The organism is Rossellomorea aquimaris (assembly GCF_000935355.1).
Taxonomy (GTDB): Bacteria; Bacillota; Bacilli; order Bacillales; family Bacillaceae_B; genus Rossellomorea; species Rossellomorea aquimaris_B.
This window is the reverse complement of the sequence record NZ_JXZC01000005.1, coordinates 219,256-245,277: the sequence shown is the minus strand read 5'-3', so window position 1 is coordinate 245,277 and position 26,022 is coordinate 219,256. Positions and strand designations below refer to the sequence as shown.

Here is a 26,022-nt window from a genome sequence, read left to right as displayed (position 1 = left end):
TAAATAATCGATGAAATTCAACATGTAAACAATCCATAAATTAGTCAAATATAAAGATCTGCAAGGAATTCAACATCCTAAACCGATACATCATTAAACCATTCACACTCTACGAAAAAAGCCACCGTCATATATCCCGACGGTGGCTTCAACAATCTTACTTCAAATTCTCCGGATTCAGCACTTCAAGTTCTTCAATGACAAATCGACCATCTTTTCGGATCAATACATCATCAAAATAGATCTCGCCTCCACCATATTCAGGACGCTGGATCATCACCATATCCCAGTGAATGTTCGAGTGGTTTCCGTTATACGCTTCTTCATAGCATTCACCCGGTGTAAAGTGGAAGCTGCCATCAATCTTCTCGTCAAACAAGATGTCCTGCATCGGATGCTGGATGTAAGGATTCACGCCGATTGCGAATTCACCCACGTATCTTGCCCCTTCATCCGTATCAAAGATTTTGTTGATACGATCTGTATCATTGGCAGTGGCTTCAACAATCTTACCTTCTTTGAATGTCAATTTCACATTTTCAAAGGTAAATCCATTGTAAGGTGACGGTGTATTGTAGGAAATGACGCCGTTAACAGAATCCTTTACAGGTGCACTATATACTTCACCATCAGGAATGTTCAGGCGTCCCGCACATTTTACTGCAGGAATGTCCTTGATTGAAAATGTAAGGTCCGTCCCTTCCCCGACAAGGCGGACTTTATCCGTATTGTTCATGAGTTCAACCAGGTTGTCCATGGCTTTGTCCATTTTGCTGTAGTCCAGGTTGCAGACATCGAAGTAGAAGTCTTCGAACCCTTCTGTACTCATGTTGGCAAGCTGTGCCATGGATGAAGTCGGATAACGTAGTACGACCCATTTTTTCTTAGGAACGCGGATTTCTCTATGTACTTTTTTCCCGATCGTATTACCGTGTATCTTCATCTTTTCGTCAGGTACATCCGATTGTTCACTGATGTTATCACCTGCACGCAAACCGATATATGCATCCATCTGGTCCATGACATTCGCCTCGAAGCTTGCCATCATATTGTATTGTTCATCCTTAGCCCCCATTAATAATGCACGGTCAACTGCGTGATCTTTAATGGATACGAAAGGATATCCACCGGCTTCATATGCTTCTTTAACGAGTGCCGTCACCAGTTCCCGCTGCAATCCGAAGTTTTCGATCAATACTTTCTCACCAGGCTGTAACTGTACAGAGTACTGAATTAAATTTTTTGCCAATTTTTCAATCCGTGGATCTTTCATTGGATCTTCCCCCTTGTATGTAGTCCATTTTATTGTACCCTAAAACATTTATTAATGGATGAGAGAAAAAAGATGAAAAATGCTAAAACAAGTAATATTTTTTATTTTTTCATGCAGGAGAATGCAGGAGAAAGGAGAAATACTAGTATAATGTTTATTTGTTAATGATAAGGGTAAAGAATTCCTATACATGGAGGTGTGGCATATGGAAATCATTCTTTATCTAAGCGTAGCTGTAATAGCTGTTGCATTTTTTATTTTAGTTATGAGTTTAATGAAGACATTGAAGTCCCTCAGCTCTACATTAGACAGTGTTTCAACTACAATGACCGGCCTTGAGGGGCAGCTTCAAGGAGTAACAAAAGAGTCTACAGAATTACTACATAAAACAAACCTATTAGCCGAGGATATCCAGAAGAAATCTGAGGATCTGAACACAGTTGTTTATGCAGTAAGAGATGTAGGGCATTCCATCCAAAACCTTAATAACTCGGTTAAGAAAGTAAGTACATCCATTTCAACCGAATTGGAACGCAACCAAGGGAAAATTTCACAGGTGGTCCAGTGGGGAAATGCTTTCATTGAGTTAAAGGACAAATGGAAACAAAAACAGGAAAAACAGCCAAGTCAATCTGATGCAGCTGTTCATAACCAAACATCTAAAGAAGTTCGATCCCAAGAAAAATTGATAAAAAGAGCAAGATCTTATAACAATTAGAGAGGGGAATTTTAAAATGACACAACAGTACAATCAAAACCAGAACCAAAATCAGACAAATGACAGCAACAACATCAACTCAAAGGACTTCATGATTGGAACACTGATCGGAGGTATCGTAGGAGCGGCTACTGCTTTACTACTTGCCCCTAAATCCGGTAAAGATCTTCGTCATGATATTAACGAACAGGCGGGCGTCCTGAAAGAAAAGACAGGCCAGTGGAAAGACACGGCTGTAGAAAAGAGCAATGAACTTGCAGCAGTGGCGAAGGAAAAATCTTCTGCCCTAACAAAATCAGTACAAGAGCAATCCAACAATGTCGTTGGGAAGCTGAAAACATACCGCTCCAATAATAAAGAGCTTCAAGAAACTAATGATGAGCTTCAAGCTGTTTCAGTAGGAGAAACAACACCTGTTGAAGAAACAGAAGATGTGAATCAGAAGCTCGAAGAAACAAAAAAGGCATTTGAAGAAACTGAAAAAACATACAATCAATAATAATTGATTCCAAGGGCGGTGAAGTGATATGATTACTTCACCGTTTTTTTGTTGGAATAAGATTGCCATGAGGCACCCGTTTGTCTCTTAAAGTACATGTAGGAAAGGAAGTATGAATGTCATGCAAAAGATTGAAACCGTTCAAGAGTTTGAAAAGCTTTCTGAAACAAATTCCCGCTTCTTTTTCATGAAGCACAGCTTAACCTGCCCGGTAAGCTCTAATGCTTTCAACGAATACCAAGCTTTCTTAAACAAGCATGAAGAAGAAGACGGCTACTATTTAGCCGTTCAAGAATCAAGGGAGCTGTCCAACCATATTGCCGAAAAATACGGCATCAAGCATGAATCGCCTCAAGCCTTCCTGTTTATCGAAGGAAAACCAGGCTGGAATGCTTCCCATTGGCATATTACGGAGAATGAATTAAATAAGTTGTAGTGGGAAAGGACTCTGTTTTGACAGGGTCTTTTTATTTTATTTTTTTGTATTGCCTGATGATTTCGTTTGGGTTTTCTAATAATTTTTGGTAATTCCCTCCCATGTGTTTATTTTCTATCATACAGGGAATCTACTCTATAAGATTAAAAATTATTTAAAGTAAATTAGGAGGAACGATTCATGGCACAGACAGTACCTTATAACACTCAAACAAGTAATACGGCTAATGCGAATAAGATGAACGGCACTTCCGGAGAGAAGAATGGTAAGTTACTTAAAGGCATGGTTGTGGGAGCTGTAGTAGGCGGTGCAGTGGCTATGCTTGATAAAACTACAAGAAAGAGAGTATCTTCGAGAACATCTAACGTGAAGGACTCCACGATGGGTATGGTGGCAAAGGTAAGGGAAAATCCATCGGGAATCATGAACGACTGGCAAGATCGCCTCAAAACGGCTTCTACCGTATTAAAGGAAGCGATCAACGATGCACAGAGCCTTTATGAAAAGGTGAATGATGATGTGATTGATCAAGTGAATCAAGTAAAAGAAGACTCTTCTGAAATTATAGCCACTACAAAAGAAGCAGCAGAAGAATTGAAGGAAATTGGTGGAAAAGTGAAAGAAGCAGGTGAAGAAGTGACAGGCGATTCGACCTCTTCTGTCAATAGCACTCAGCCTTCAACAAGCTCTACTTCTACACATGATAACAATATCCATCCGACTAACCGTACGAGCAGTGTACCTGGACAAGTTGGATCATAAACAAAAAAACTGGCGTAAATGCCAGTTTTTTTTGTTGTCTGCTATTCAGCGTGACACCTTAGGCCAGACGATTTCGAGTTCATCCCCTTGTTGAATCTCCTCATAAAAAGTGGTTTCCTCCCCATTTTTAAGGAGGACGAAGCTACCATTCGCATGTGCAGGCATATTGACTTCAACTGAATTAAACAAGTCCTGGAATATAAATGAACTCATTTGTTGTGCTTCTATTTCAATCGTATCACCTGATGATAAGCGATCATCCATTTTAAGATGAGTACCATTGCGATAAACCCGGCTGCTCTCTTTCATAAGCTCGACTTTCTTGCCGTTGAATGTAATCAGGATAGTGGAGCCGGCGGTGAGCTGTTTCTTTGCGAGAAGCTCCTTTACCGTTGGAGTGGAACCAGGCTTGAATGAAACGATATCATTCTGTTGAATCTTTGATGAAAGTTTCGCCTCAAAACCTTTTATGAATAGCTTTCCGCTATAGGCAGGAAAGAACGTTTCTTTTCCATTGATAGAAATACGATAGGGCTTTGTGCTTTCGATCCATTCCTCATACCCAAAATGCTTTAACACGTCGAAGAGTGATTCCATTAATTCGATACGGATAGAGTCACGGTCCTGAATGGTCTCATCAAGGGATGCCGTCAGATTGTTTCTGTAGACGAGTGGGGTCACTACATAATCCTTATCGCCAATGACAATCTGTTTAGAAGAGGAAGCGTCTATTAGATCACCGATGGTCACCCGTGGTGGGGTCCCGTCTTTTCCTCTATGAACAGAAATCATATCGTTATTTTTAATGTTTTCGTCAAGTGAACTAGGCAGACCATTTTTTTCAATAACTGGCGGGTGACCGTGACCTCCCGGCAAAGATATATCTTGACCATTGACTGATACAAAGAAGCCATTTCCCGGAACCCCGTGCCATTTACTCAGCTTTAACCCTGCAGCTAACAGGCAGTCGCCGACCGTTAAGTCCTTTACTTCAAACAATCGGACCGGTTGTTTGTTCACGTGAGCGGTGACGTATTGAACAGGGGCTTGTTTAGCAGCAATGGCGATACCAATCGGGGTGACGAGGTCAGGGCCTTTCGTTACTTCTTCCAGTATGGCTATGTTCTGAATAGCCTCTACGCCTCTTACAGCGACCCGATTGTGAGGAAGCTGCAGGGATGCCCCTAATCGGGTGGGAAGTGCAGGTGTTAAGCTGCCTCCTCCTACAAGCATGACAGCTTGCGGGGGCTTTCCATTGTTCAAACGGAGAATTTCCTTTGAAATCTCTTCTGCCAACCGATTCACAGCCGGTGTGATTTTCTCCACGACCTCATGTGCAGGATAACTCGTTTCAAAGCCAAGAATATCGGTAACCGTGATTTCTTCTCTGGTCTGAAGCTCCCTCTTTGCCTGTTCCGCTAATGGGAAATCCAGCAATAATTCATTGCTGAGGGCTTCCGTTATTTCATCCCCGGCAGTGGGGACCATCCCATAGGCAATCACAGTCCCCATATTGGTAATCGCGATATCGGATGTTCCCGCTCCGATATCAACGAGGGCTACATTGAGTCGTCTCATTGACTCTGGAATTAGCACATTAATGGCAGCGATGGGCTCTAATGTCAAAGCATCCATTTCAAGGCCGGCGCGATTGAGTGCCGCGATCAAGGATTCCACCACGACACGTGGGAGGAAGGTCGCGATAATTTCAACCGTGGCTACATCTCCTTGCTGATCGATGAGGCTCCCGATTTCCTCACCATCCAAACGGTAAAATAGGACAGAATAACCAACACAGTAATAGTGGTAGTCCTTTGTATCATGTTCATTTTCTGCAGCTAATGCTTGAGCCTGCTGGACAGCGCTTAACTCCAGGTGGAGGATATCGTTTTTTTGAAGAAGGGGTTTGCCTTTTATATTTGATGTGCAAGATGCTATTTCCGTTTTTAGAGCTCTCCCGGCAGCTGCGACACACACTTTATGAAGGGGACCATGCTTCTTTTCCAATTGCTCTTTAATGGAGCAGATGACTTCTGCTACAGCAGGAACGTCATGAATCTGACCATCGAGCATGGCTCTCTTTTTATGCTCTTCTACTAAAATATCTGAAACTTGAAATATTCCTTCTATTTCTTCTAAAATAATCCCGACGACCGATCGGGTGCCGATGTCTAACGCAAAAATTTTTTGCTTATTTTTCAATTAGTGTTCACCCACTTTAGCCTATTCTCATACAATACTAAAATACTTTAGTACTTAAAAGCGTCTAATTAATAAAGAATTTTATCGTGACATTTTAGATATGTTCTATTATAATAAGTTTCAATATCAAAAATGTATCATACTTTCTTAAAACTATAACAGTTTTTACGTATGAACAGGATAAAAAAAGAAAGGGTGCTGTATTGTGAGTAATCAAGAGCTCGATCAATTACGAAAACAAGTCGACGAGATGAACCTAAAACTATTAGACACCATCAATGAACGTGCTAAACTAGTTCAGGAAATCGGGCGTGTCAAGGAGACTCAAGGAGTATACCGCTATGATCCTGTTCGTGAAAGAGGCATGCTAGATCTGATTAAAGAAAATAACAATGGTCCATTTGAACATTCTACCATTGAACATATTTTTAAAGAGATCTTCAAAGCCGGTTTAGAGTTACAAAAAGACGATCACCGGAAAGCATTGCTTGTTTCCCGTAAAAAGAAACCGGATGATACGATTGTCAATATTAACGGAGATTCCATCGGGGACGGAAAGCCTCATTTCATTTTCGGTCCATGTGCCGTTGAATCTTACGAGCAAGTGGCGGAAGTGGCGAAAGCCGTTAAAGCAAAAGGACTTAAATTGCTTCGAGGCGGAGCATTTAAACCTAGGACTTCACCTTATGATTTCCAGGGCCTCGGGATCGAAGGCTTGAAAATCCTTAAAAAAGTGGCGGATGAATATGATTTGGCTGTTGTGAGTGAAATCGTTAATCCAGCCGATATCGAACCTGCGCTGGAATACATTGACGTGATTCAAATCGGTGCGAGAAATATGCAAAACTTCGAGCTGTTAAAAGCAGCAGGGGCAGTGAAGAAGCCCGTATTGCTTAAACGTGGTTTAGCTGCAACGATCGATGAGTTCATCAACGCTGCCGAATACATCATCTCACAAGGAAATGGAGACATCATCCTTTGTGAACGTGGAATCCGTACGTATGAAAAAGCAACAAGAAACACATTGGACATCTCAGCTGTCCCAATCCTTAAGCAAGAAACGCATCTGCCAGTATTCGTGGATGTAACACATTCTACTGGACGCAGAGATCTATTGCTCCCAACGGCAAAAGCAGCACTTGCCATCGGTGCAGATGGAGTAATGGCCGAGGTTCATCCTGATCCTGCCGTCGCCCTATCCGATTCAGCTCAGCAAATGGATCTAGATCAATTTGATCATTTCTATCAGGAGCTATTAAAAGGAAGAACGATCGAAGTGTAATGTATATAAGAGAAGGGTTGGATCCTATTTTTGGGTTCAACCCTTTGTTTTTTGGAAGAAAATACGAGTTTTCACGGTCAATTTGGGCATTTTTTTAAGAAATGTCCTTTTAATTGTCCAATTCATTGTTTTGGAGCAGTAATTTTAGTTGGAACATCCGATCTTTATTAGGGATATCGGCGAAAATTTCATTTTAACGGCGAAATTCTGAATTTATCGGCGAAATCTTAATTTTAACGGCGAAATTCCAAATTTAACGGCGAAATTTGATTATTACGGTGGAATTCAGATTTTTATCAGCGAACCCCTCATTTTATCAGCGAAATCTCGAATATATCAGCGAAATCCTCAGTTTATCAGCGAAATCCCGAATATATCAGCGAACCCTTCATTTTTTCAGCGAAATCCCAAATATATCAGCGAACCCCTCATTTTATCAGCGAAATCCCAAATATATCAGCGAAATCCTCAGTTTATCAGCGAAATCCCAAATATATCAGCGAAATCCTCAGTATATCAGCGAAATCCCAAATATATCAGCGAACCCCCAGCCAACGCCACGCCAAAATACCCTCTGAAAGTGCAGTCTTATGCCTCTATCTCCACTAAACCCGCCCCCGTTTCTGTATGCTATAATAAACTTTTTGTTAAGATAAGGCTGAGTCGTTGCAGGAATATAGAGACTATCGTATGATTATCTAGGTAATTGCAGATAAATAACCTATATACATTGAAAAAACACTAAGTTGAATATAAATATGTGCATTTTTTAACAAACTATTGTAATCGCTTTTTTCTTTAGGTTTATTTAGTGTAAAATAAGATAAATAAATGAGTAGAAGAGTAAAGGAGAGTTAATGATGAACGTTACAATATATGATGTAGCAAGAGAAGCAAATGTTTCCATGGCGACCGTTTCACGTGTAGTCAATGGAAATCCCAATGTAAAACCGGCAACAAGGAAGAAAGTACTGGAGGTCATTGACCGCCTTGGATACCGTCCGAATGCTGTAGCAAGGGGACTTGCAAGTAAGAAGACGACTACGGTCGGAGTCATCATACCCGATATCTCTAATATTTTCTATGCTGAATTGGCACGTGGGATTGAAGATATCGCAACGATGTACAAATACAATATCATCTTGAGTAACTCGGATCAAAATGCCGAGAAGGAACTTCATCTTCTTAATACGATGCTTGGAAAACAAGTAGATGGAATCCTGTTTCTTGGTGGTCACATTTCCGAAGAGCATGTTCAGGAATTCGAACGTTCTCCGGTACCAATCGTGTTAGCTGGGGCAGTGGAAGAAACAAACAAGGTCCCATCTGTTAATATCGATTACAAAGCGGCTTCTTACGATGCTGTTACGGAATTATTAGAAAAAGGACATAAACGGATCGGATTTGTAAGTGGTCCTTTCCACGATACGATCAACATGAAGTTTAAATTGGAAGGGTATCGAGAGGCCCTTGCCAAGGCAGGAGTGGAATATAGTGACGACCTGGTTGTTGAAGGTGAGTACACATATGATTCAGGACTAGAGGCATGGCAGAAGTTTTCTGAGCTTGCGGACAAGCCGACTGCTGTGTTCGTGGGCAATGATGAGACGGCCCTTGGAGTCGTTCATGGCGCCCAGGACCAAAATGTGTCCATTCCTGAAGAAGTTGAAGTGATCAGCTTCGATAACACGAGACTGGCGCTTATGGTCAGACCACAGTTAACTTCCGTTGTGCAGCCTTTATATGATATCGGGGCTGTAGCGATGAGATTATTAACGAAATATATGAACAAGGAAACGGTTGAAGAATCCACTGTTGTTCTTCCTCATCGACTTGAACATCGTAACTCAACAAAATAAGAAGTTTGTCGATATAAAAGATAAAGACAAACAGATCTTATTTTTGTAGGGAGAGTCAAAATGAAAAAGCTTGATGTTCTTACACCAATCGGGGTTGTAGTTGGGTTTCTATTCGTCGCTTTCGCCATCATTACGAACGCAGGTGTTACAGGCTTCAGTTCTTTCTTAGATCTGCCTTCGATGTTCGTTGTGATAGGCGGGTTGATCGCTGCCATGCTGGTCAGCTTCTCTATCAAGGAATTGAAGCAATTGGGGAAAGTGATGAAAGAATCCTTTCGTGACGAGGAATACGACCTTCATGGACTTATTCGTACGTTTGTGACACTTTCAGAAAAAGCCAGACGTGAAGGCCTTCTCGCATTAGAGGCGGAAGTGGAAGAAGTTGAGGACCCTTTTATTCGAAAAGGTGTCCTGTTGGCAGTGGATGGCATTGAGCAAGATGTGATCGTAGATATTATGAATGCTGAAATCATCGCTTTAGAAGAGCGACATCGCAAAAATAAAAGTTTACTGGACAAGGCGGGGGAGTATGCACCTGCCTGGGGTATGATCGGGACCTTGATTGGTCTCGTACTGATGTTAAAGAATTTGAATGATCCAACAACATTGGGACCGAATATGGCCATTGCCTTATTGACGACTTTATATGGATCGATCCTTGCAAACCTTGTCTTCCTGCCTATGGCATCCAAATTAGCGATGAAAACAGAGAAAGAAGTGTTCATGAAACAAATCGTGATTGAGGGTGTTGTGGGAGTCCAATCCGGTCAAAATCCAAAGATATTAGAAGAGAAACTAAGGGTGTTCTTATCTAATGAGGAACTGGAGACGTACTTGAGCAGGAAACAAGCGGAGGCTTCATTCGATGAAGCGTAGACGAAAACAAGCGTCTCAGCCCACGGGTGCTCCAAAATGGATGGTTACCTTTTCTGACCTCATCACTCTTATTCTCGTATTCTTTATTTTATTGTTTTCTATGTCACAAATAGATATCGTGAAATTCAGGGCCATCGCTGATTCCTTTCAACAGCGTCAAATACTTGAGTTTTACCCATCTGTTATTCCATTCGAGAATCCTTCTGCTGAACCTGAAGTGGAAATGGAGAAAATGCAGACTCAAAGCAGTGAACAAGCCGACAAGGAGCTACAACAACTTTTAGAGGATATTCAGAGCTATTTAAATGAAAACAAATTAAGCGATGTTATAGTTGCCACAAGAACCGAGCGAGGCGTCGTACTGGTTCTTCAGGAGCAAGCTCTATTTGCCTCAGGTGAAGCAACGGTCCTCGAGGACGCTTATCCGTTCCTGAATAAAGTGGGTGATCTCATATCCAGGATCCCAAACTTCGTGAAGGTAGAAGGACATACAGATAATCGTCCAATCAATACATATCGATTTCCATCAAACTGGGAGCTCTCCTCTGCAAGGGCAAGCAGTGTGATTCGATACATCATTCAAACGGAGAACCTGGATCCAAAGCGCTTTATCGCCGTCGGATATGGGGACACACGGCCAATTGCACCCAATGATACCAGGGAAAATCTCCAAAAAAACAGGCGGGTCGAAGTGATCATAACAGATCCTGCTTACCAAGAACAATAAAAACCAAGGACTTCTCGGGTGGTGATGAGAGGTCCTTGGTTTTTTGTTAGCTTGACGGCTTCTGTCGCAGTTGCTGGCGAATGGAGTAGAGGGCTTTCTCAACGGTCTGCTTGTTCTTTTCGGTGATTTCCCCTTTTCTTGGAATCGGTTTGTAGATGTCCCGTTCATCCATCCATTCAGCGGGTAACATGACACCTGCTTTACTCTGCCACCGTTCCGTCCATTTTCCAGGGAAGGAAGAGGCAAGGTCCATACGCCCGGTCATCTCCAGCCAGATCAGGCTCCATGCTCTTGGAACCACTCTCCAAATATCGTAGCCCCCGCCACCAACGGCAATCCATTTACCATCGCAATACTCATGGGCAAGCTCATGGGCGATACGAGGGATTTCCCTGTATATATTCATAGTAGCTGAAAGGTGGGTAAGAGGATCATAATAATGGGCATCTGCCCCGTTTTGAGTCAATATGACGTCCGGCTTGAAGAATTCAATCACCTCACGAAAGGACGTTTCGTAAGCTTCGAGCCACGATTCATCCTCTGTAAAGGCATCTAAAGGTATATTGAATGAATACCCATATCCTTTTCCGTGACCCCGCTCATTGATATTACCTGTTCCCGGGAACAGGTAGCGTCCTGTCTCATGGATGGACAGTGTACAGACGTCCGGATCATCGTAAAAGGACCACTGGACGCCATCTCCGTGATGGGCATCTGTATCTACGTACAGTACCCGCGCCCCGTACTTTTCCTGCAAATAGCGAATCGCCACTGAACTGTCATTATAAATACAGAAGCCGGATGCCTTCCCTTTGAAGCCGTGATGGAGACCACCGCCGAGATGGAGGGCATGCTTGGCTTTTCCCGTCATGACATAATCAACTGCCGTTAACGTTCCGCCCACTAAATATGCACTCGCTTCATGCATTCCTTTGAACATCGGGGTATCTTCTGTACCGATACCAAACCCTTCCGCCTGATCTTGAGAGAGTTGGCCGACACTCGCTCGTTTGACGGCGTTTACATAGTTGGGATCATGATTAAGAAATAACTCTTCGTCGGTAGCCATTCGTGGGGGGACGATTTGATCTGATTGAAGAGCGTTTGCTTCTTTGAGTAAGTCCATCGTCAAGGTCAATCGGGTTTGATTGAAAGGATGCTCATCAGAGAACCGATACCCAAGAAGTTCATCTGAATAAATGAAGACAGCATCTTTGGTCATGATGAGATTCCTGGCATGTTTGGCCATAACACGTCATATCCTTCTTTCTTGAGATCATCGATCACATTCATCGGATTCATCGTTCTTACGCGGAACACTAGTATTTTAAATTTTTCGTCCTTCTTATCCGGATACACGAGGACACTTTGAATATTAGAGTTGTTTCTTCTGATGATACCGGCCACTTCATAGAGGATGCCGGCTTTATGTGGGACTTTCACTTCAATTTGAGAGCCGGGCTGGTGGGCTCCCGTCAGTTGAATGAGAGTGTACAACAGGTCTGTTTCAGTTATGATTCCTACGAGCTTATTTTCCTTCAAGATAGGCAGGCAGCTGATCCGGTGCTCATAAAAGAGAGCGGCGACTTCTTCGACGAAGTCCAAAGGATGTCCTGTGATCACATCTTTTTTCATGATCAACTTAAGAGGATTCTGTAACTCACTGGTTGAGGACTCATCATGAAAAATAGATGGGGTACCGTCTTTTACATCACGGTCACTCACGATTCCGATCACTTCCATCGCATCATTCGTAATCGGGATATGCTTGATTTTCTTCTCACGCATTAATTTTATGGCTGTTTCAATTGTATCGTCTGCTTTTAATGTTTCGACTTTCGTTTTCATGATTTCTTCTACAATCACGTTCTCCACCCCTTTAGAAAACTTGTCAGAACTCCATTAATACATAAAACGATTCATAAATCTCAGTTGATCAAATCGTTGGATGGAATCTGAATCCACTCTTTTACCGATCCTCGCCATTAAACAATTGGCTGGATGGGAGCTGATTTCAGGGTCATCAGTTGCGTAATATTCCAAACCGCCAGCGTTCATCATCTTTTCCATCACCTTACGATATTCCCATACGTTCAAGCCGGTTCCTTTAAGGTCCCAATGCCAATAGTATTCAGTCGTAATCACAATGAAATCTTCCATATGATCATCCATCATGGAAACTCTTAAAAGGTGTTTCCCGACTGAAGCCCCCCGAAATTTAGGGATCACCTCGATTGCCCCAAGCTCGATAAGATTATCCATTTTCCCTTGGGACCAGCGTTCAAGGGGGTCAGGATATAAATATGTAACATATCCAACGATCGTATGATTGTCTCTTGCAATCAGGATTCGTCCTTCTGGTAAACTGGCAATCTCAACAAGGGCTTTATGCTGTTGAGCAGGAGGTCTGAAAGCGACCAAGTCTTCGTGAAAATCAAGCCGGGCCAATTCCTCAGCGGAAATCGGACCTTCAATGATGAGATTCCCTTTTGTTGTCTTTAATTCTGTTGCATTATAGGTTTTTTTCAATTTCATCTGGACACCACCTAAAGATATTCCTCAAGTACATTATACATGAAATTAAAAAATGTATAGCGCTTTCACGAAATTTTCAGACCTTTGCAGCGGGGAAGTTATTCTGCAATACCTATCCAGGACTAGGGTTTGAAGAGTTTTTATAATAAATACAGCAATGGGTACATTGTGGCAGATTTTTTAAAAAATTGAGAAAATATTAAATTTATACTATAATAAGATTGTAATTTCTTACATAAGGGGGATGCGGTATATGAAAGTGGAAGCGCTACCAGTGACGAAGGGAAACTATAATCTTGAAAGCTATGAAAATACGTACCAATCATTCGATTGGAAAGATGTCGAAAAAGAATTTTCATGGGCGGAAACAGGTCGCGTCAATCTGGCACATGAAGCGATTGACCGACATGCAGTATCTTTCAGGAAAAATAAAGTCGCTCTTTATTACCGAGATGCAGAACGTGATGAAAAATATACGTACTCTGAAATGAAGAAGATGTCGAACAAAGCTGGAAATGTATTGAAGCGTTTTGGGGATGTTGAAAAAGGGGACCGTGTCTTCATCTTCATGCCTAGATCACCGGAATTGTATTTCTCCGTATTAGGTGCGATCAAACTGGGTGCCATCGTAGGTCCTTTGTTTGAGGCATTCATGGAGGGAGCCGTCCGTGATCGTTTAGAGGATAGTGAAGCAAAGGTGCTGATCACGACTCCTGAACTTTTAAAGAGGGTTCCGGTAAGTGAACTTCCAAACTTAAAGCATGTGTTCTTAGTCGGAGAGGATATAGAGGAGGACGATGTCCATATTGACTTCATGACTAAATTTGCTGAAGCGAGTGATAAACTGGCGGTAGAGTGGGTAGACCGGAATGATGGGTTGATCCTTCACTATACTTCAGGTTCCACTGGGAAGCCAAAGGGGGTCCTGCATGTTCATAACGCTATGATCCAGCATTATCAAACGTCCAAATGGGTGCTTGATTTGCAGGAAGAGGACGTGTACTGGTGCACAGCGGATCCAGGCTGGGTCACGGGGACTTCGTATGGGATCTTCGGTCCATGGCTGACAGGTGCTTCGAACGTCATTGTAGGGGGACGCTTCAAGCCGGAAAACTGGTATAAAACGATCGAGGATTATGGAGTGACTGTTTGGTACAGTGCCCCAACGGCCTTCAGAATGTTGATGGGTGCCGGGGATGAAGTCGTAAAGCAGTTCGACTTAGGCTCGCTTCGCCATATCCTGAGCGTAGGAGAGCCCTTGAATCCTGAGGTTGTCCGTTGGGGGATGAAAGTATTCAACCTGCGCATCCATGATACTTGGTGGATGACTGAAACAGGCGGTCAATTGATCTGTAACTATCCGAGCATGGAAATCAAGCCCGGCTCCATGGGTAAACCATTCCCGGGAGTGAAAGCAGCGATTGTGGATGATCAAGGAAACGAAGTGCCTCCTTACCGCATGGGGAACCTGGCAATCAAAAAAGGCTGGCCATCCATGATGAACCAGATCTGGAATAATCCCCAGAAGTATGAATCATACTTTATGCCTGGTGACTGGTATGTTTCAGGAGATTCAGCTTATATGGATGAGGACGGGTACTTCTGGTTCCAGGGCCGAATCGATGATGTCATCATGACGTCTGGAGAACGAGTTGGACCTTTCGAGGTTGAAAGCAAGCTTGTAGAACATCCTGCGGTTGCAGAAGCAGGTGTCATTGGAAAGCCAGATCCGGTTCGTGGCGAAATCATCAAAGCGTTCATCGCTCTTCGCGACGGATATGAAGTGACGGATGATCTGAAAGAAGAGATTCGTCAATTCGTGAAAAAAGGATTGGCTGCCCATGCGGCTCCAAGAGAAATAGAATTCCGTGACAAACTGCCAAAGACCCGAAGCGGAAAAATCATGCGTCGCGTGTTGAAGGCATGGGAGTTAGACCTCCCTACGGGTGATTTAAGTACAATGGAAGATTAATAGATGGAAGAACCCCCGCTTGTTGAGCGGGGGTTCTTTTGTGGTTACTGTTTTGGTTGAGGTTGATGATTGGGGAGGTAAGGATGGGGTGGGTGCGAAGCTTGTCGGATTATAAAAAATGGCAGATAAAAATAGGATATGGCAGGTGAATTGAAAAAACGGCAGATAAAATAAGTATATGGCAGACAAATGTCCAAAGTGGCATGAAACATCAAAGGCCAGTCCCAGTCAATATTCCATCCCCCTAACCCAAAACAAAAAAACGAGCAAAAAGTAAACACTTTTCGCTCGTTTTTCAACTTGTAATTTAGTTCTCCTCAGCAGGTGGCTCAGGTTCAGCCGGTGGTTCGGTTCCTCCGCCATCGTCACCGCCTCCGCCATCACCGCCGCCATCATCAGATGGAGGTGGCGGTGGTGGCTCAGGCTTGTCTGGTTTAGGAGGGGGGTCGGCTGGTTTATCACCAGGTGGTTTCGGGTCCGTAGCCGGTTTTTCAGGCTTTGGCTCAGGCTCCGGTCTTCCAATTTGTACAGTGTTGGAAGGGGCAGATTGTCTTCCTGCTACGTCAACGGCAACCACAAAGAAATCACCATTTCCGCCGGATACTGAATAACTCCCGCCAGACTTGACACTCCCGACCTTTCCGCCGGATTTACTATATACACGATATCCGACGACATCACTGCTTGCGGACGACGTCCAAGTGATGGTATTTCCATTCGCACTTGCTTTTACCGTACCAGGAGCTGATCCGTCGTCAGAAATTTTATTTTCTGCGATCAGAACATTTTTAAATCGATTGTCACCTTCTGGAATAAGTTTATTTGGATCTCCAGGTACAGAACCAAATACATTCTTCACAAAGTCAGGATTCAAGATCACTCCCGGTTGTGAAAATTCCGCAGGCGTACTAGGCAGTGCTAAATACTTTTTGCCGTTTACCATCACATAACGGCTCATGAGTAAGCTGTCGTCTGTTTTGGTTGGTACGTACTTAGCGTTAAATAAATCACTTTTCACTAAGCCGGCTTGACTGCAGGCTTCTGATGGCAGTAAGCCTGAGATCGAGCAGAAGGATCTTCTTACGATGCCCTCCGGTGCTGTAAACGAAGCATCGGGATCAATCAGCTCAGGAGCCAGGTCCCTCGTATCATTCAATAAGTATGACCATAAGCGGATATTACGTAATCCATAATGTCCATACTGTGCCCGGGACCCCGGTGTATTTAATGAAGAAGGCGTGTCATACCCGAACCAGGTTCCGAATGTGATGCTCGGATTGGATGCGACAAACCAGTGATCCTTGTAGTCCTGACTCGTTCCGGATTTCCCGGCCCAGTCTGAACCAAAGTTCAGGTATTGCTTGGCGTAACGTCCCGTACCCAGAGAGTGATCAAGGGTATCTCTCATCATATCGATGGTGAGGTAAGCAGTCTGCGGACTAAATACATCCACCGGTTCTACTTTATGCTCGTAAACGACATTCCCTTCTTGATCGACAATTTTATCAATCATGTAGGCATCGATAAATTTTCCGCCATTTGCAAAGGTAGTATAGGCATTCACGTTTTCCTCCACCGTCACACCACTTGTCGTGGCCCCCAGTGCAAGGGACAGGTTATTGTCATATCGGCTGGTCAGTGATGAAAAGCCCATTTTCAGAAGGAACTCTTTAAAGGGATTCCGGTTATAGATATTGGCATACGTCCTTACAACAGGTAAGTTCAAAGATTCTGCCAGTGCATATCTTGCAGGGAAAAGTCCCCGTTCATTAAGCGAGTAGTTTTCAGGCTGCCATCCATTGATGTTCACGCCTACGTCAGGAATAGGGGATCCAGGTGAAATATATCCGTATTCCAGTGCCGGGGCATAAGCAAGTAATGGCTTCATGGTGGAACCGTTCGATCTCAGTGACTGGGTGGCATGGTTGATTTGTTCCGTTTTAAAATCACGGCCCCCGATGAAACTGATGATGCGACCGGTTTTGTTCTCGATCATGATCGCGCCGACCTGAACCGGTTGCTGCACTTCCACTTCTTCTCCTGTTTCAGGATCCGTTGCCGGTACAAATTTAGAAGGACCATACATTTCGTAGGCATCTTTGGTTTTCTGCATTTGATCATAGATTTTTTTATTGATGGTTGAATGAATTTCGTAACCGCTTTGACGTACGTTACGGTCAGCGAGCGTTCGGTATTTCTCTTCAAGTTCATCATTGTTTTCAAGATCTTGTTTTGAATATCCGTCTTTCTCAGCCAGTACATCCGTCATGATATCCACTGCTCTGCTTTCCAGTTCAGCTGTCAGCCATGGATATTGTTCGCTCGGTGATGGTTTAGGCTTGATAAAATCTTTCGATAGGTCATAAGCAACAGCATCATTGTACTCTTTCTTCGTAATGTACCCTTCCCGGTGCATTCTGTAGAGTACAGTGTTTTTGCGGCTCATTCCAGCTTCCAGATTCTCTTTCAATTCTCCGTTATTCGTAAATGGAGTGTAAGAGAAAGGAGCTTGTGGAAGTCCTGCAATGAACGCGGATTGAGGCAGGGTTAAGTCCTTGGCGTCCACTCCGAATATCCCTTGGGCAGCCGATTGGACACCGGCGATATTCCGGCCGGAAGAATTACGTCCAAGTGTAGCTACATTCAGGTACGCTTCAAGGATTTCGTCCTTTTCAAAGAAACGTTCCAAGCGAAGGGCAAGGAGAATTTCCTTTGCTTTTCGTTCAAAGGATACTTCATTCGTCAGAATTTGGTTTTTGATCAGCTGTTGAGTGAGTGTACTTCCACCTGATTGGGTAGAGGAATTGGTGAATTCCTGAAGTACGGCACGCATGATTGCTTTAGGTACGACACCGTTGTGATCTTTGAAGTATTCATCTTCCGTAGCAATGACAGCATTTCGCAGGTCTTCGGAGACATCTTTAAGCTTTACTTCTTCGCGCTCAAGATCAGTCCGCAGTTTTCCAAGATAGACCTTGTCTGCGAAGTAAAGCTGAGATGTTTCTTCATAGTTGTAAATGTCCTTTTTCATTTGGTCATAAGGACGAATCGGTTCTTCCTTCACGAGAGAAGCGAAATAACCCGCTCCGACTCCTCCTGCAAATGCAAAACCTAATACAAATAGAACGACAAGTATCAGGGATAGATTCCAAAATACTCCGTATGTAATTCTAGCTCGTTTTTGAACTCCAGTATTTGAAAAGAACCTGATTGCAGGATCTAATTTTTCGAGTAATTTGTTCCATTTTTCCTTCATATAAGCATTCCCCCCAGAACATTCCCATTATAGCATATTTACAGGAGAGCTGTCGGAAAAAGTCAAATAAAATGGTCTTTTATCATGTGTTTAGTTGACTAATATTTTAGAATGTGGTAAAAACCTTATATAGCTAAATGAATGAAGATCCGGCATAAAGTCGGATTTACTTACAAAAATGATTTGTGATCGCAATGAGAGGAATAAGTAGTCTGCCTTCCCTGTTATCAAGAGAGTCAGTGGTTGCTGTAAACTGACACAAATGGCCGATGAATTACATCCTGGAGCTTTTGCTGTGAACCTTTAGTAGCAGCAAACGGTTAAAGCCGTTATCTTTAATGAGTGAAGGATGTAATTCCTTAAATTGGGTGGTACCGCGCGACAGCGTCCCTGCATATATGCAGGGACTTTTTTGTTGTCTTTTTTTGGTATTCCCGTGCGTGTTTTACAAAAAAGGAGGAAAAAACATGGATTTGATAAAAGATTTGGAATGGCGTGGAATAACGTATCAGCAAACGGACGCTGAAGGGTTGAAGGACCTGTTGAATAAAGAAAGCATCTCGATTTACTGCGGGATCGATCCGACAGCAGACAGTATGCATATCGGGCATCTGCTCCCATTTTTAACATTGAGACGCTTCCAGAATCAAGGGCATCGTCCACTTGTGCTAGTGGGAGGGGCAACCGGATTGATCGGAGACCCGAGTGGTAAAAATGAAGAGCGTAAACTGCAGACAATTGAAGCGATTCAGGGGAATGTGGCGAGTATTAAAGTACAGCTGGAAAGTATCTTTGATTTCGAAGGGGAAAATGGTGCAGTGATGGTGAATAACTATGACTGGATCGGAGCAATGGATGTTGTAACATTCCTTCGTGATTTCGGTAAGCATGTGGGTGTAAATTACATGCTGGCAAAAGATACGATTTCATCTCGCCTGGAATCAGGTATTTCGTTCACTGAATTTACGTATACCATTCTTCAAGCCCTGGACTTCAATCATCTATACGACAACTACAATTGCAAGCTTCAAATCGGCGGCAGTGACCAGTGGGGAAATATCACGACCGGCCTTGAATTGATCAGACGTACTCATGAGGAAGAAACGAAGGCGTTTGGTTTCACGATTCCACTCGTGACAAAGGCAGACGGAACTAAATTTGGTAAAACCGAAAGTGGAGCGATTTGGTTGGATCCGAAGAAGACATCTCCTTACGAGTTCTACCAGTTCTGGATCAACGCGGCTGATGCAGATGTCGTGAAATACCTGAAATACTTTACATTCCTTTCACATGAAGAAATCGATGCATTGGCTGGGTCCGTTGAAACGGAGCCTCACCTTCGCAAGGCGCAAAAGGCGCTGGCTGAAGAAATGACAAAATTGATTCATGGCGAAGAAGCACTTGATCAAGCCATCCGCATCACACAAGCATTATTCAGTGGTGAAATTAAGACATTATCGGCTTCTGAAATTCTGGAAGGATTCAAAGATGTCCCTTCCTTCGAACAGCCTAAAGGAGAAGAGATCGGATTGATCGACCTTCTCGTAAATGCAAAAATCTCACCATCTAAGCGACAAGCCCGTGAAGATGTCGGGAATGGAGCGATTTACATTAACGGGGAACGTGTAACAGATCTTCAGCATGTGATGGATGAGAAAGATATGATTGAAGGACAATTTACCATCATTCGCCGCGGAAAGAAGAAATATTTTAGAATTCAGTACGTATAATACTATTATTGAATCTGACAGTGCGGTATCCGTTACTCTTTTGTGGAGCGGGTACCGTGCTTTTTTATGTGCGGAAGGGGGATTTGAAAATATATCGTATTAATTGAAAATAAAAGTGCCATTTTTGAAAATATATCGTGAAAATTGAAAATAAACGGTCCATTTTTGAAAATATATCTCAAATACTTCTTAAGAAGCGCTTCTCATAATTCCATCACATACGTAAAATATCGTGAATTCTACGATTTTCACTAATAAATGTCCAGACAATGACTTAATCTATTAAAGAAATCAAAAAAACACTGTCCAAAAAATGGACAGTGTCTTTCTTACAAAGATTAACGAGAGTAGAACTCAACGATAAGAGCTTCGTTAATTTCAGCTGGTAATTCAGAACGCTCAGGAACGCGTGTGAAAGTACCTTCTAATTTGTCAGCATCGAAAGTTAGGAATTCAGGAACAAAGCTGTTCACTTCCATCGCTTCTTTGATGATGTCAAGGTTGCGTGATTTTTCACGAACTGAGATTGTTTGACCAGGAAGAACGCGGAATGAAGGGATGTCTACGCGAGATCCGTTCACTGTTACGTGACCGTGGTTAACAAGTTGACGTGCTTGACGGCGAGTACGAGCAAGACCTAGACGATAAACAACGTTATCCAGGCGGCACTCAAGTAGCGCCATGAAGTTTTCACCGTGTTTACCTTGTAATTTGCCAGCTTGGTCAAATAGGTTACGGAATTGACGCTCAGTTACTCCGTACATGTGACGAAGTTTTTGCTTCTCTTGAAGTTGTAAACCGTACTCAGAGATTTTTTTACGTTGGTTTGGACCATGTTGTCCAGGAGCGTAAGGACGCTTTTCTAATTCTTTACCCGTACCGCTTAGAGAGATTCCAAGACGACGAGATAATTTCCAGCTTGGGCCAGTATATCGAGCCATGAATGACTCCTCCTTTATTGTTTTTATTTTGTTGTAAAATAAAAACACCTGTGAATAAACAATTATGTGTATTTTGTTTTCATGTACCTTCGCCCTAGCAGCAGAGGGTTACAAGATACACCTCAAGATGTAGAGGAACAAAATACGATCATAAAGGACTTCACTGAAGCTGCATTATTTTACACAAAGAATATTATATGACGCGAGAGAATAGAAGTCAAGGAAGTATTTCAGTATTCATAGATTTATGCAAAGGTGATGGGCTAAACAAAATAGTCCATAAGTCATTTCTTGTGATATAATAAAACTTGGAAAATATGTTAAATAGGTGAGTACCATTGAAAGAATCAATTAGAGAAAAAAACCTTCGACTTGTATTGATCGGCCTTTGCTTATTGATTGTTTTAGGAGGGTTTGTTTATTCCTCTGCCTCCTCTGAACAAGCGGATGTGCCTGAACAATCGATCCATGCGGAAGTATTATCTGCAGGAAACGGGGAACGGAATCCCGTCATTGCAGTTGCGAAGATGGTTCAAGATCAGCCTGTCCTTATTATATATGAACTTGATAGAAGCAATCAGTATTATTTTAAGGTATTACATAGTGTGTCTTTAAAGAAAACCGTGAAAAAGGTAGGGATCACTAAAGAGGAAAATGGGATCTGGGTCCAATTAGATAACAAACAGTGGGTGTTATTTTCGGATTCTTTAGAGGTTTTGCAAGAGGAGAAGGAAGCACCTTCTCGGCTCATTTCCAGTCAACAACCCTTTGAATATGATGAGCAGGATCAGATGATCGGCATTTCCTTAAGGGGAAACAAAGACCTGATTGAACTGGATTTGTCTGATCGAAAAGCGGAACCCGTGGAAGTCCATCCCTTATCCGTCGATGAGTCGTTATGGCTCGTTGTATTTCAAGAAGATCTGGTACTGGCTCAGGGTTAATGATGATAATAGTTTCACAAACCTTTTAGGTGTGGGTGAGAAAATGTATATAATTCATAATTCTTTGCTTGAATATAAGTCAAAGCTGTTTGATTTAATATATGAAGAATTGTCAGCCGAGTCAGGTCATTCTGCTCATCTGCAAAAGTGGCTGACGATCATTAAAGACTGCCTTGATATTGATCGGGCATTTTTATATTTTTATAGCGAGTCTGCCTATTTCTTATATCACCCCAGTGACAATGAGGATGTTCCCCTCACGCTTGCTGAAACAAGGGAGGAATACATTCTTCGTCCTGTTATGGTGGAGGAAGAGAATGATTTCACTATCCGTTTTCACTTTACGAATAAAGACGGCAGTCCTTCAGCCATTCTTCTAGTAAAGAGGGATGAACGTAAAGAGAAGGCAGACGATAGCTGGCTCCATTCTTTCTGGGAAGCAAGCAATCAATTTTTACAGCATACAGGTGGAATCCAGACCGTACGTGAAGATGAGAAACGGTACAGGGAATTATTTAAAGTAACGGAGATCTTTCACTCGACCAGGGATGTGCATACGCTTCTAGTGGAGATCATTGAAACGTTGAAGCAGGTGTTTCCAATCGATGAATTCCACTTGTTATTGTCTAACGACCGATATGAATTCGGGACACTTCCCATTAAAAACTTTGACTTTGATCATGCCGATGAGTCTGCCATGCAGGCATTTGTCAATGGGAATATTGAAGTCGGGGAACAGAATGTCCTGTATGCGCCTTTAAAAGGAAAGCAGGGAATCTATGGGGTGCTTGAGGTGAGGTCAAAATCCCATTCAACCTTTACGGACCAGAAAATCGAGTTCATTCGCCTGCTTGCCTATACGGCTGGGAGTGCCCTTGAAAATGCCAAACTCTACGAACAATCCAAAAGGCTCATCACCGATTTGCAGCTTATTAATGAAACCTCCCACCAATTGAACCTGAATTTGCGTTTGACGGATACGGTTATGTTCTTAAAGAAGCAAATTAAACGTTCCTTTCAAGCATCCGCCATCGGATTTGTTCTACATCAAAACGGGGAAGATAGAATCCTGGAAGAAAGCTCTTCTGTTTTTTTTGAAGAAGAAGGTGAAAAGTACATCTCCTATGTAAAGGCGAGAATCGAGAAGGAACGGGATGCAATCTTTATGGGAGATGTGAGCGATCGATTTGATCGAGGGGCGGCCTTTCCATCGGTCATGGCCGTGCCCATGATCCAGAATGAAGCCCTGTTAGGGTTTTGCGTAGTGTTACATAAAGAGCCTTACATGTTTTCATTTGATATGTACAAGCTGCTTCAGTCCTTCATTCATCACTCGACCCTTGCAATAACCAATGCAACCCTTCGTGAGAAGCTCGAACATATGGTCATTACCGATCATATGACCAAACTATTCGCGCGGAATTATCTCGATGATGAGATGGAATCTTCCATGAGTAAGGATTCATTGGGTACCCTGCTGTTAATTGATATCGATGATTTTAAAGCGATCAATGATAACTACGGTCATCAAATTGGTGATGAAGTAATCATCCGGGTGTCGAACCTGATTCAAGGGATCGTAAGTCATGATGGATTTGTTGCCAGGTGGGGTGGAGAAGAATTAGCGGTCTACTTACCTTCTCTTGATCTTGAGGATGGATGGGGAATTGCTCAGCGCATCGTCGAGCAGGTTCCTGTAAAAACAGATCCTGCCGTGACCCTGTCCTGTGGATTATCCACATGGAGAAGATGGGACGACCAATGCCCTAAGTCTGTGAAGGAATTAGTAAAGAAAGCAGATGAAGCACTCTATCATGCAAAGAATAATGGTAAGAACCAGGTTGTGAAAGATTGTGATGGAATCATCATGGAATAATGTCCTTCAAGAAGCCGGGGTCGACATGTCTCTTCCGGCTTCTACTTTTATGGGGGAAATCAGACAATTTTCCTTTATCACTTTAGTGTAACCGCTTTCTTTTTTGACAGGGTTATCATATTCTAGAATAGTAGTTACTTAGACTTAAAGGGATTACTGGGAGGAATACGTATGAAAGAAGAGAAGCGTTTTGAAACAAGGGTGATTCATGAGGGGTATGCATCATCTCAGCATTTTGATAGTTTAGCGCCACCTTTATACCAAACTTCTACCTATACCTTTGCAAATGCGAAACAAGGGGAAAATCGATTTGCTGGTGAAGAGGAAGGCTATATATATTCAAGACTTGGAAATCCGACGGTATCGATTTTGGAAGACAGGATGGCGTCACTCGAAGGGGGAGAGGCAGCCCTTGCCTTTGGTTCCGGTATGGCGGCAGTGAGCGCGGTGCTGTTTTCGTTAACAAAATCAGGGGATCATATCCTATGCTCTCAAGGGGTGTATGGCTGTACGTTCGGTTTACTTGAGCTGCTTCAAGAGAAATTTGCGATTGGGCATGATTTTTCTTCCATGGATTCAGAGGAAGAAATCCGAGGGAAAATCACAGAACAAACGAGCTGTATCTATGTAGAAACCCCGATCAATCCGACGATGCAATTAATTGATCTTGAGCTTGTGGTGAAGGTCGCCCGTGAAAAAGGGATTCCGGTAGTGGTAGATAATACATTCTGCTCTCCTTATTTACAACGACCATTGGAACTGGGATGCGATATTGTCATTCATAGCGCGACAAAGTACATCGGCGGTCACGGAGATGTGGTCGCGGGACTCGTTGTTGGATCACAGGAGAAAATGGCTGAAATCCGGATGACGACTCAGAAGGATATTGGAGGAATCATTTCTCCCTTTGATGCATGGTTATTGCTGCGCGGGTTAAAAACATTGGCCGTGCGAATGGATCGTCACTGTGAAAGTGCTGAAAAAATTGCCGATTTATTAGCAGGGCATCCGGCTGTCGAAACGGTTATTTACCCTGGACATGCAAATCACCCTCAGCACGCTGTCATGAAGAAACAAATGAAAAAACCTGGCGGGATGATTTCCTTTACGCTGAAAGGCTCTAAGGAAGAAGCCCAGAAGTTCATGGATGATCTCGAAATGATCAAGATCGCCGTCAGTCTGGGGGATGCAGAAACATTGATCCAGCATCCGGCGACCATGACTCATGCAGTCGTACCCGAAGAGTCAAGAAAAAGCATGGGAATCAGTGACACACTTCTAAGGCTTTCTGTAGGATTGGAAGCGTCGGAGGATATATGGAGTGATTTATCGCGTGCGTTGGATAAGGCATAAAGGAAAACAGGAAGGAACCAGGTTGACTGGTTTCTTCCTGTTTTTGTATGGCGATGATTTTTACTCTTTTAAATAGGCTTGATTTGATTTCTTTGTACTTACTCCATAAAGCTCAAAAATAATGCCATAGATGAACACCGTTAAAAAGATCGAGCCAACCATGTCGAGAACATAATGTTGTTTAACAAAAAGGGTTGAGACGATAATCAACGAACCCATTATCGGCACAAAGACAGAGTGGAACGAGTGTTTATTTTTAATATTGATATTGGCAAGAATGATTGAAAATGTCGTTAAAACATGGATGCTTGGAAATGCATTATACGGCTGGTCATGACTATAGATCATCCCTACCAGGTGGATAAACATTCCGTCTCCCGTAAGTTCCGGACGAGGTACGGTAGTTTGAAAAAAAAAGTAAATAACGAAACATATCAACTCACCGATAACAATAATGCTCATTGTTTTCATGAAGATATGGACGTCTTTATACCAAAAGTAAAAAAGGTACCCTAAAATAAACGCGTACCAGAAAATATAGGGCACAATGAAAACCGGCACGAATGGGATCCATTCATCAAGTGTTGTAGAAAGGATGACCGCTTCACGGGTATCCGTATTCAGTAGTGTGTATAACAACCCTAATGCCGGCATCACCAGCAAACATAATAAATAGGGTAAGTCTTTTTTCTTATCGCTCATATGACACCCCTCTTACCTGGAATTCCTTCTGGATATTGTATGGAATGGTCCAGTCTAAAGTTCTCATTTCCCTTACTAA

At 42.8% G+C, this 26,022-nt stretch carries 21 protein-coding genes and 1 other annotated feature; of the genes, 13 read left to right on the top strand and 8 right to left on the bottom strand.

Translation table 11 applies throughout. The annotated features are described in order from the left end of the window. Positions 1-157: 157 nt before the first annotated feature. Positions 158-1,273 (bottom strand): aminopeptidase, encoded by a 1,116-nt coding sequence (locus tag TV75_RS14305; RefSeq protein WP_044339457.1) that lies wholly within the window; start codon positions 1,271-1,273, stop codon positions 158-160. 205 nt (positions 1,274-1,478) lie between these two features. On the opposite strand from TV75_RS14305, the gene TV75_RS14300 reads away from it, so the two are divergent. From TV75_RS14300 to TV75_RS14285, 4 genes are all read left to right on the top strand, one after another. Then, positions 1,479-1,991: a DUF948 domain-containing protein gene (locus TV75_RS14300; RefSeq protein ID WP_044339456.1), complete on the top strand. Its 513-nt coding sequence runs from the start codon at positions 1,479-1,481 to the stop codon at positions 1,989-1,991. A gap of 16 nt (positions 1,992-2,007) precedes the next feature. After that, positions 2,008-2,490, top strand: a complete 483-nt coding sequence (locus TV75_RS14295) for a YtxH domain-containing protein (protein ID WP_044339455.1) — start codon at positions 2,008-2,010, stop codon at positions 2,488-2,490. A 121-nt stretch (positions 2,491-2,611) separates the two neighbouring features. Continuing rightward, complete coding sequence (gene ytxJ / locus TV75_RS14290) at positions 2,612-2,926, top strand: bacillithiol system redox-active protein YtxJ (protein ID WP_044339481.1); 315 nt, start codon at positions 2,612-2,614, stop codon at positions 2,924-2,926. A gap of 180 nt (positions 2,927-3,106) precedes the next feature. Then, the gene (locus TV75_RS14285; protein WP_044339454.1) at positions 3,107-3,688 is read left to right on the top strand and encodes a hypothetical protein; all 582 of its coding nucleotides are present in this window, start codon (positions 3,107-3,109) and stop codon (positions 3,686-3,688) included. Positions 3,689-3,733: 45 nt separating this feature from the next. Here TV75_RS14285 and TV75_RS14280 read toward each other — a convergent pair whose 3' ends face one another. After that, a complete protein-coding gene (locus tag TV75_RS14280) occupies positions 3,734-5,890 on the bottom strand; it encodes a cell division protein FtsA (protein ID WP_044339453.1) in 2,157 nt (718 codons plus the stop codon). Positions 5,891-6,095: 205 nt separating this feature from the next. Here TV75_RS14280 and TV75_RS14275 point away from each other — a divergent pair, with 205 nt between their 5' ends. The 4 genes from TV75_RS14275 (at position 6,096) to motS (ending at position 10,634) form a co-directional block, all read left to right on the top strand. After that, positions 6,096-7,172 carry a bifunctional 3-deoxy-7-phosphoheptulonate synthase/chorismate mutase gene (locus TV75_RS14275; protein WP_044339452.1) on the top strand — a complete coding sequence of 359 codons (1,077 nt, stop codon included), beginning with the start codon at positions 6,096-6,098 and terminating at the stop codon, positions 7,170-7,172. 860 nt (positions 7,173-8,032) lie between these two features. Continuing rightward, positions 8,033-9,031: a catabolite control protein A gene (gene ccpA, locus TV75_RS14270; protein ID WP_044339451.1), complete on the top strand. Its 999-nt coding sequence runs from the start codon at positions 8,033-8,035 to the stop codon at positions 9,029-9,031. Positions 9,032-9,091: 60 nt separating this feature from the next. Next, the gene (gene motP / locus TV75_RS14265) at positions 9,092-9,907 is read left to right on the top strand and encodes a flagellar motor protein MotP (RefSeq protein WP_044339450.1); all 816 of its coding nucleotides are present in this window, start codon (positions 9,092-9,094) and stop codon (positions 9,905-9,907) included. Continuing rightward, positions 9,897-10,634, top strand: a complete 738-nt coding sequence (gene motS / locus TV75_RS14260) for a flagellar motor protein MotS (protein WP_044339449.1) — start codon at positions 9,897-9,899, stop codon at positions 10,632-10,634. The genes motP and motS overlap by 11 nt, the downstream gene beginning before the upstream one ends. A 46-nt stretch (positions 10,635-10,680) precedes the next feature. On the opposite strand, the gene TV75_RS14255 is transcribed toward motS, so the two are convergent. The 3 genes from TV75_RS14255 to TV75_RS14245 are packed head-to-tail and all read right to left on the bottom strand — an operon-like array spanning position 10,681 to position 13,169. Next, on the bottom strand, positions 10,681-11,856 hold the full coding sequence (locus TV75_RS14255; protein ID WP_044339480.1) for an acetoin utilization protein AcuC: 1,176 nt from the start codon (positions 11,854-11,856) through the stop codon (positions 10,681-10,683). Then, positions 11,853-12,500: an acetoin utilization AcuB family protein gene (locus tag TV75_RS14250; RefSeq protein WP_044339448.1), complete on the bottom strand. Its 648-nt coding sequence runs from the start codon at positions 12,498-12,500 to the stop codon at positions 11,853-11,855. Before TV75_RS14250 ends, TV75_RS14255 begins: the two co-directional genes overlap by 4 nt. Before the next feature lie 36 nt (positions 12,501-12,536). After that, complete coding sequence (locus tag TV75_RS14245) at positions 12,537-13,169, bottom strand: GNAT family N-acetyltransferase (protein ID WP_044339447.1); 633 nt, start codon at positions 13,167-13,169, stop codon at positions 12,537-12,539. Between the two features lie 253 nt (positions 13,170-13,422). Between TV75_RS14245 and acsA the strand changes: the two genes are divergently transcribed. Beyond that, complete coding sequence (gene acsA / locus TV75_RS14240; protein ID WP_044339446.1) at positions 13,423-15,141, top strand: acetate--CoA ligase; 1,719 nt, start codon at positions 13,423-13,425, stop codon at positions 15,139-15,141. A gap of 307 nt (positions 15,142-15,448) precedes the next feature. Here acsA and TV75_RS14235 read toward each other — a convergent pair whose 3' ends face one another. Beyond that, positions 15,449-18,397: a transglycosylase domain-containing protein gene (locus TV75_RS14235; RefSeq protein ID WP_044339445.1), complete on the bottom strand. Its 2,949-nt coding sequence runs from the start codon at positions 18,395-18,397 to the stop codon at positions 15,449-15,451. A 185-nt stretch (positions 18,398-18,582) separates the two neighbouring features. Beyond that, positions 18,583-18,792: a binding site (T-box leader), on the top strand. A 72-nt stretch (positions 18,793-18,864) separates the two neighbouring features. Here TV75_RS14235 and tyrS point away from each other — a divergent pair. Continuing rightward, positions 18,865-20,127 carry a tyrosine--tRNA ligase gene (tyrS, locus tag TV75_RS14230; protein WP_044339444.1) on the top strand — a complete coding sequence of 421 codons (1,263 nt, stop codon included), beginning with the start codon at positions 18,865-18,867 and terminating at the stop codon, positions 20,125-20,127. A gap of 338 nt (positions 20,128-20,465) precedes the next feature. Here the strand turns inward: tyrS and rpsD are convergent, their stop codons facing one another. After that, entirely contained in the window at positions 20,466-21,068 is a 603-nt protein-coding gene (gene rpsD, locus TV75_RS14225; RefSeq protein WP_034765742.1) for a 30S ribosomal protein S4, read from the bottom strand. Positions 21,069-21,406: 338 nt separating this feature from the next. On the opposite strand from rpsD, the gene TV75_RS14220 reads away from it, so the two are divergent. The 3 genes from TV75_RS14220 to megL all read left to right on the top strand — a co-directional run bounded on the left by TV75_RS14220 (position 21,407) and on the right by megL (position 25,241). Beyond that, positions 21,407-22,012 carry a hypothetical protein gene (locus TV75_RS14220; RefSeq protein WP_044339443.1) on the top strand — a complete coding sequence of 202 codons (606 nt, stop codon included), beginning with the start codon at positions 21,407-21,409 and terminating at the stop codon, positions 22,010-22,012. 43 nt (positions 22,013-22,055) lie between these two features. Further along, positions 22,056-23,888, top strand: a complete 1,833-nt coding sequence (locus TV75_RS14215; RefSeq protein ID WP_044339442.1) for a sensor domain-containing diguanylate cyclase — start codon at positions 22,056-22,058, stop codon at positions 23,886-23,888. 171 nt (positions 23,889-24,059) lie between these two features. Then, positions 24,060-25,241, top strand: coding sequence for a methionine gamma-lyase (gene megL / locus TV75_RS14210; RefSeq protein ID WP_044339441.1), 1,182 nt, complete (start codon positions 24,060-24,062; stop codon positions 25,239-25,241). A gap of 60 nt (positions 25,242-25,301) precedes the next feature. Here megL and TV75_RS14205 read toward each other — a convergent pair whose 3' ends face one another. Next, entirely contained in the window at positions 25,302-25,943 is a 642-nt protein-coding gene (locus TV75_RS14205; protein WP_044339440.1) for a phosphatase PAP2 family protein, read from the bottom strand. Positions 25,944-26,022: the final 79 nt, after the last annotated feature.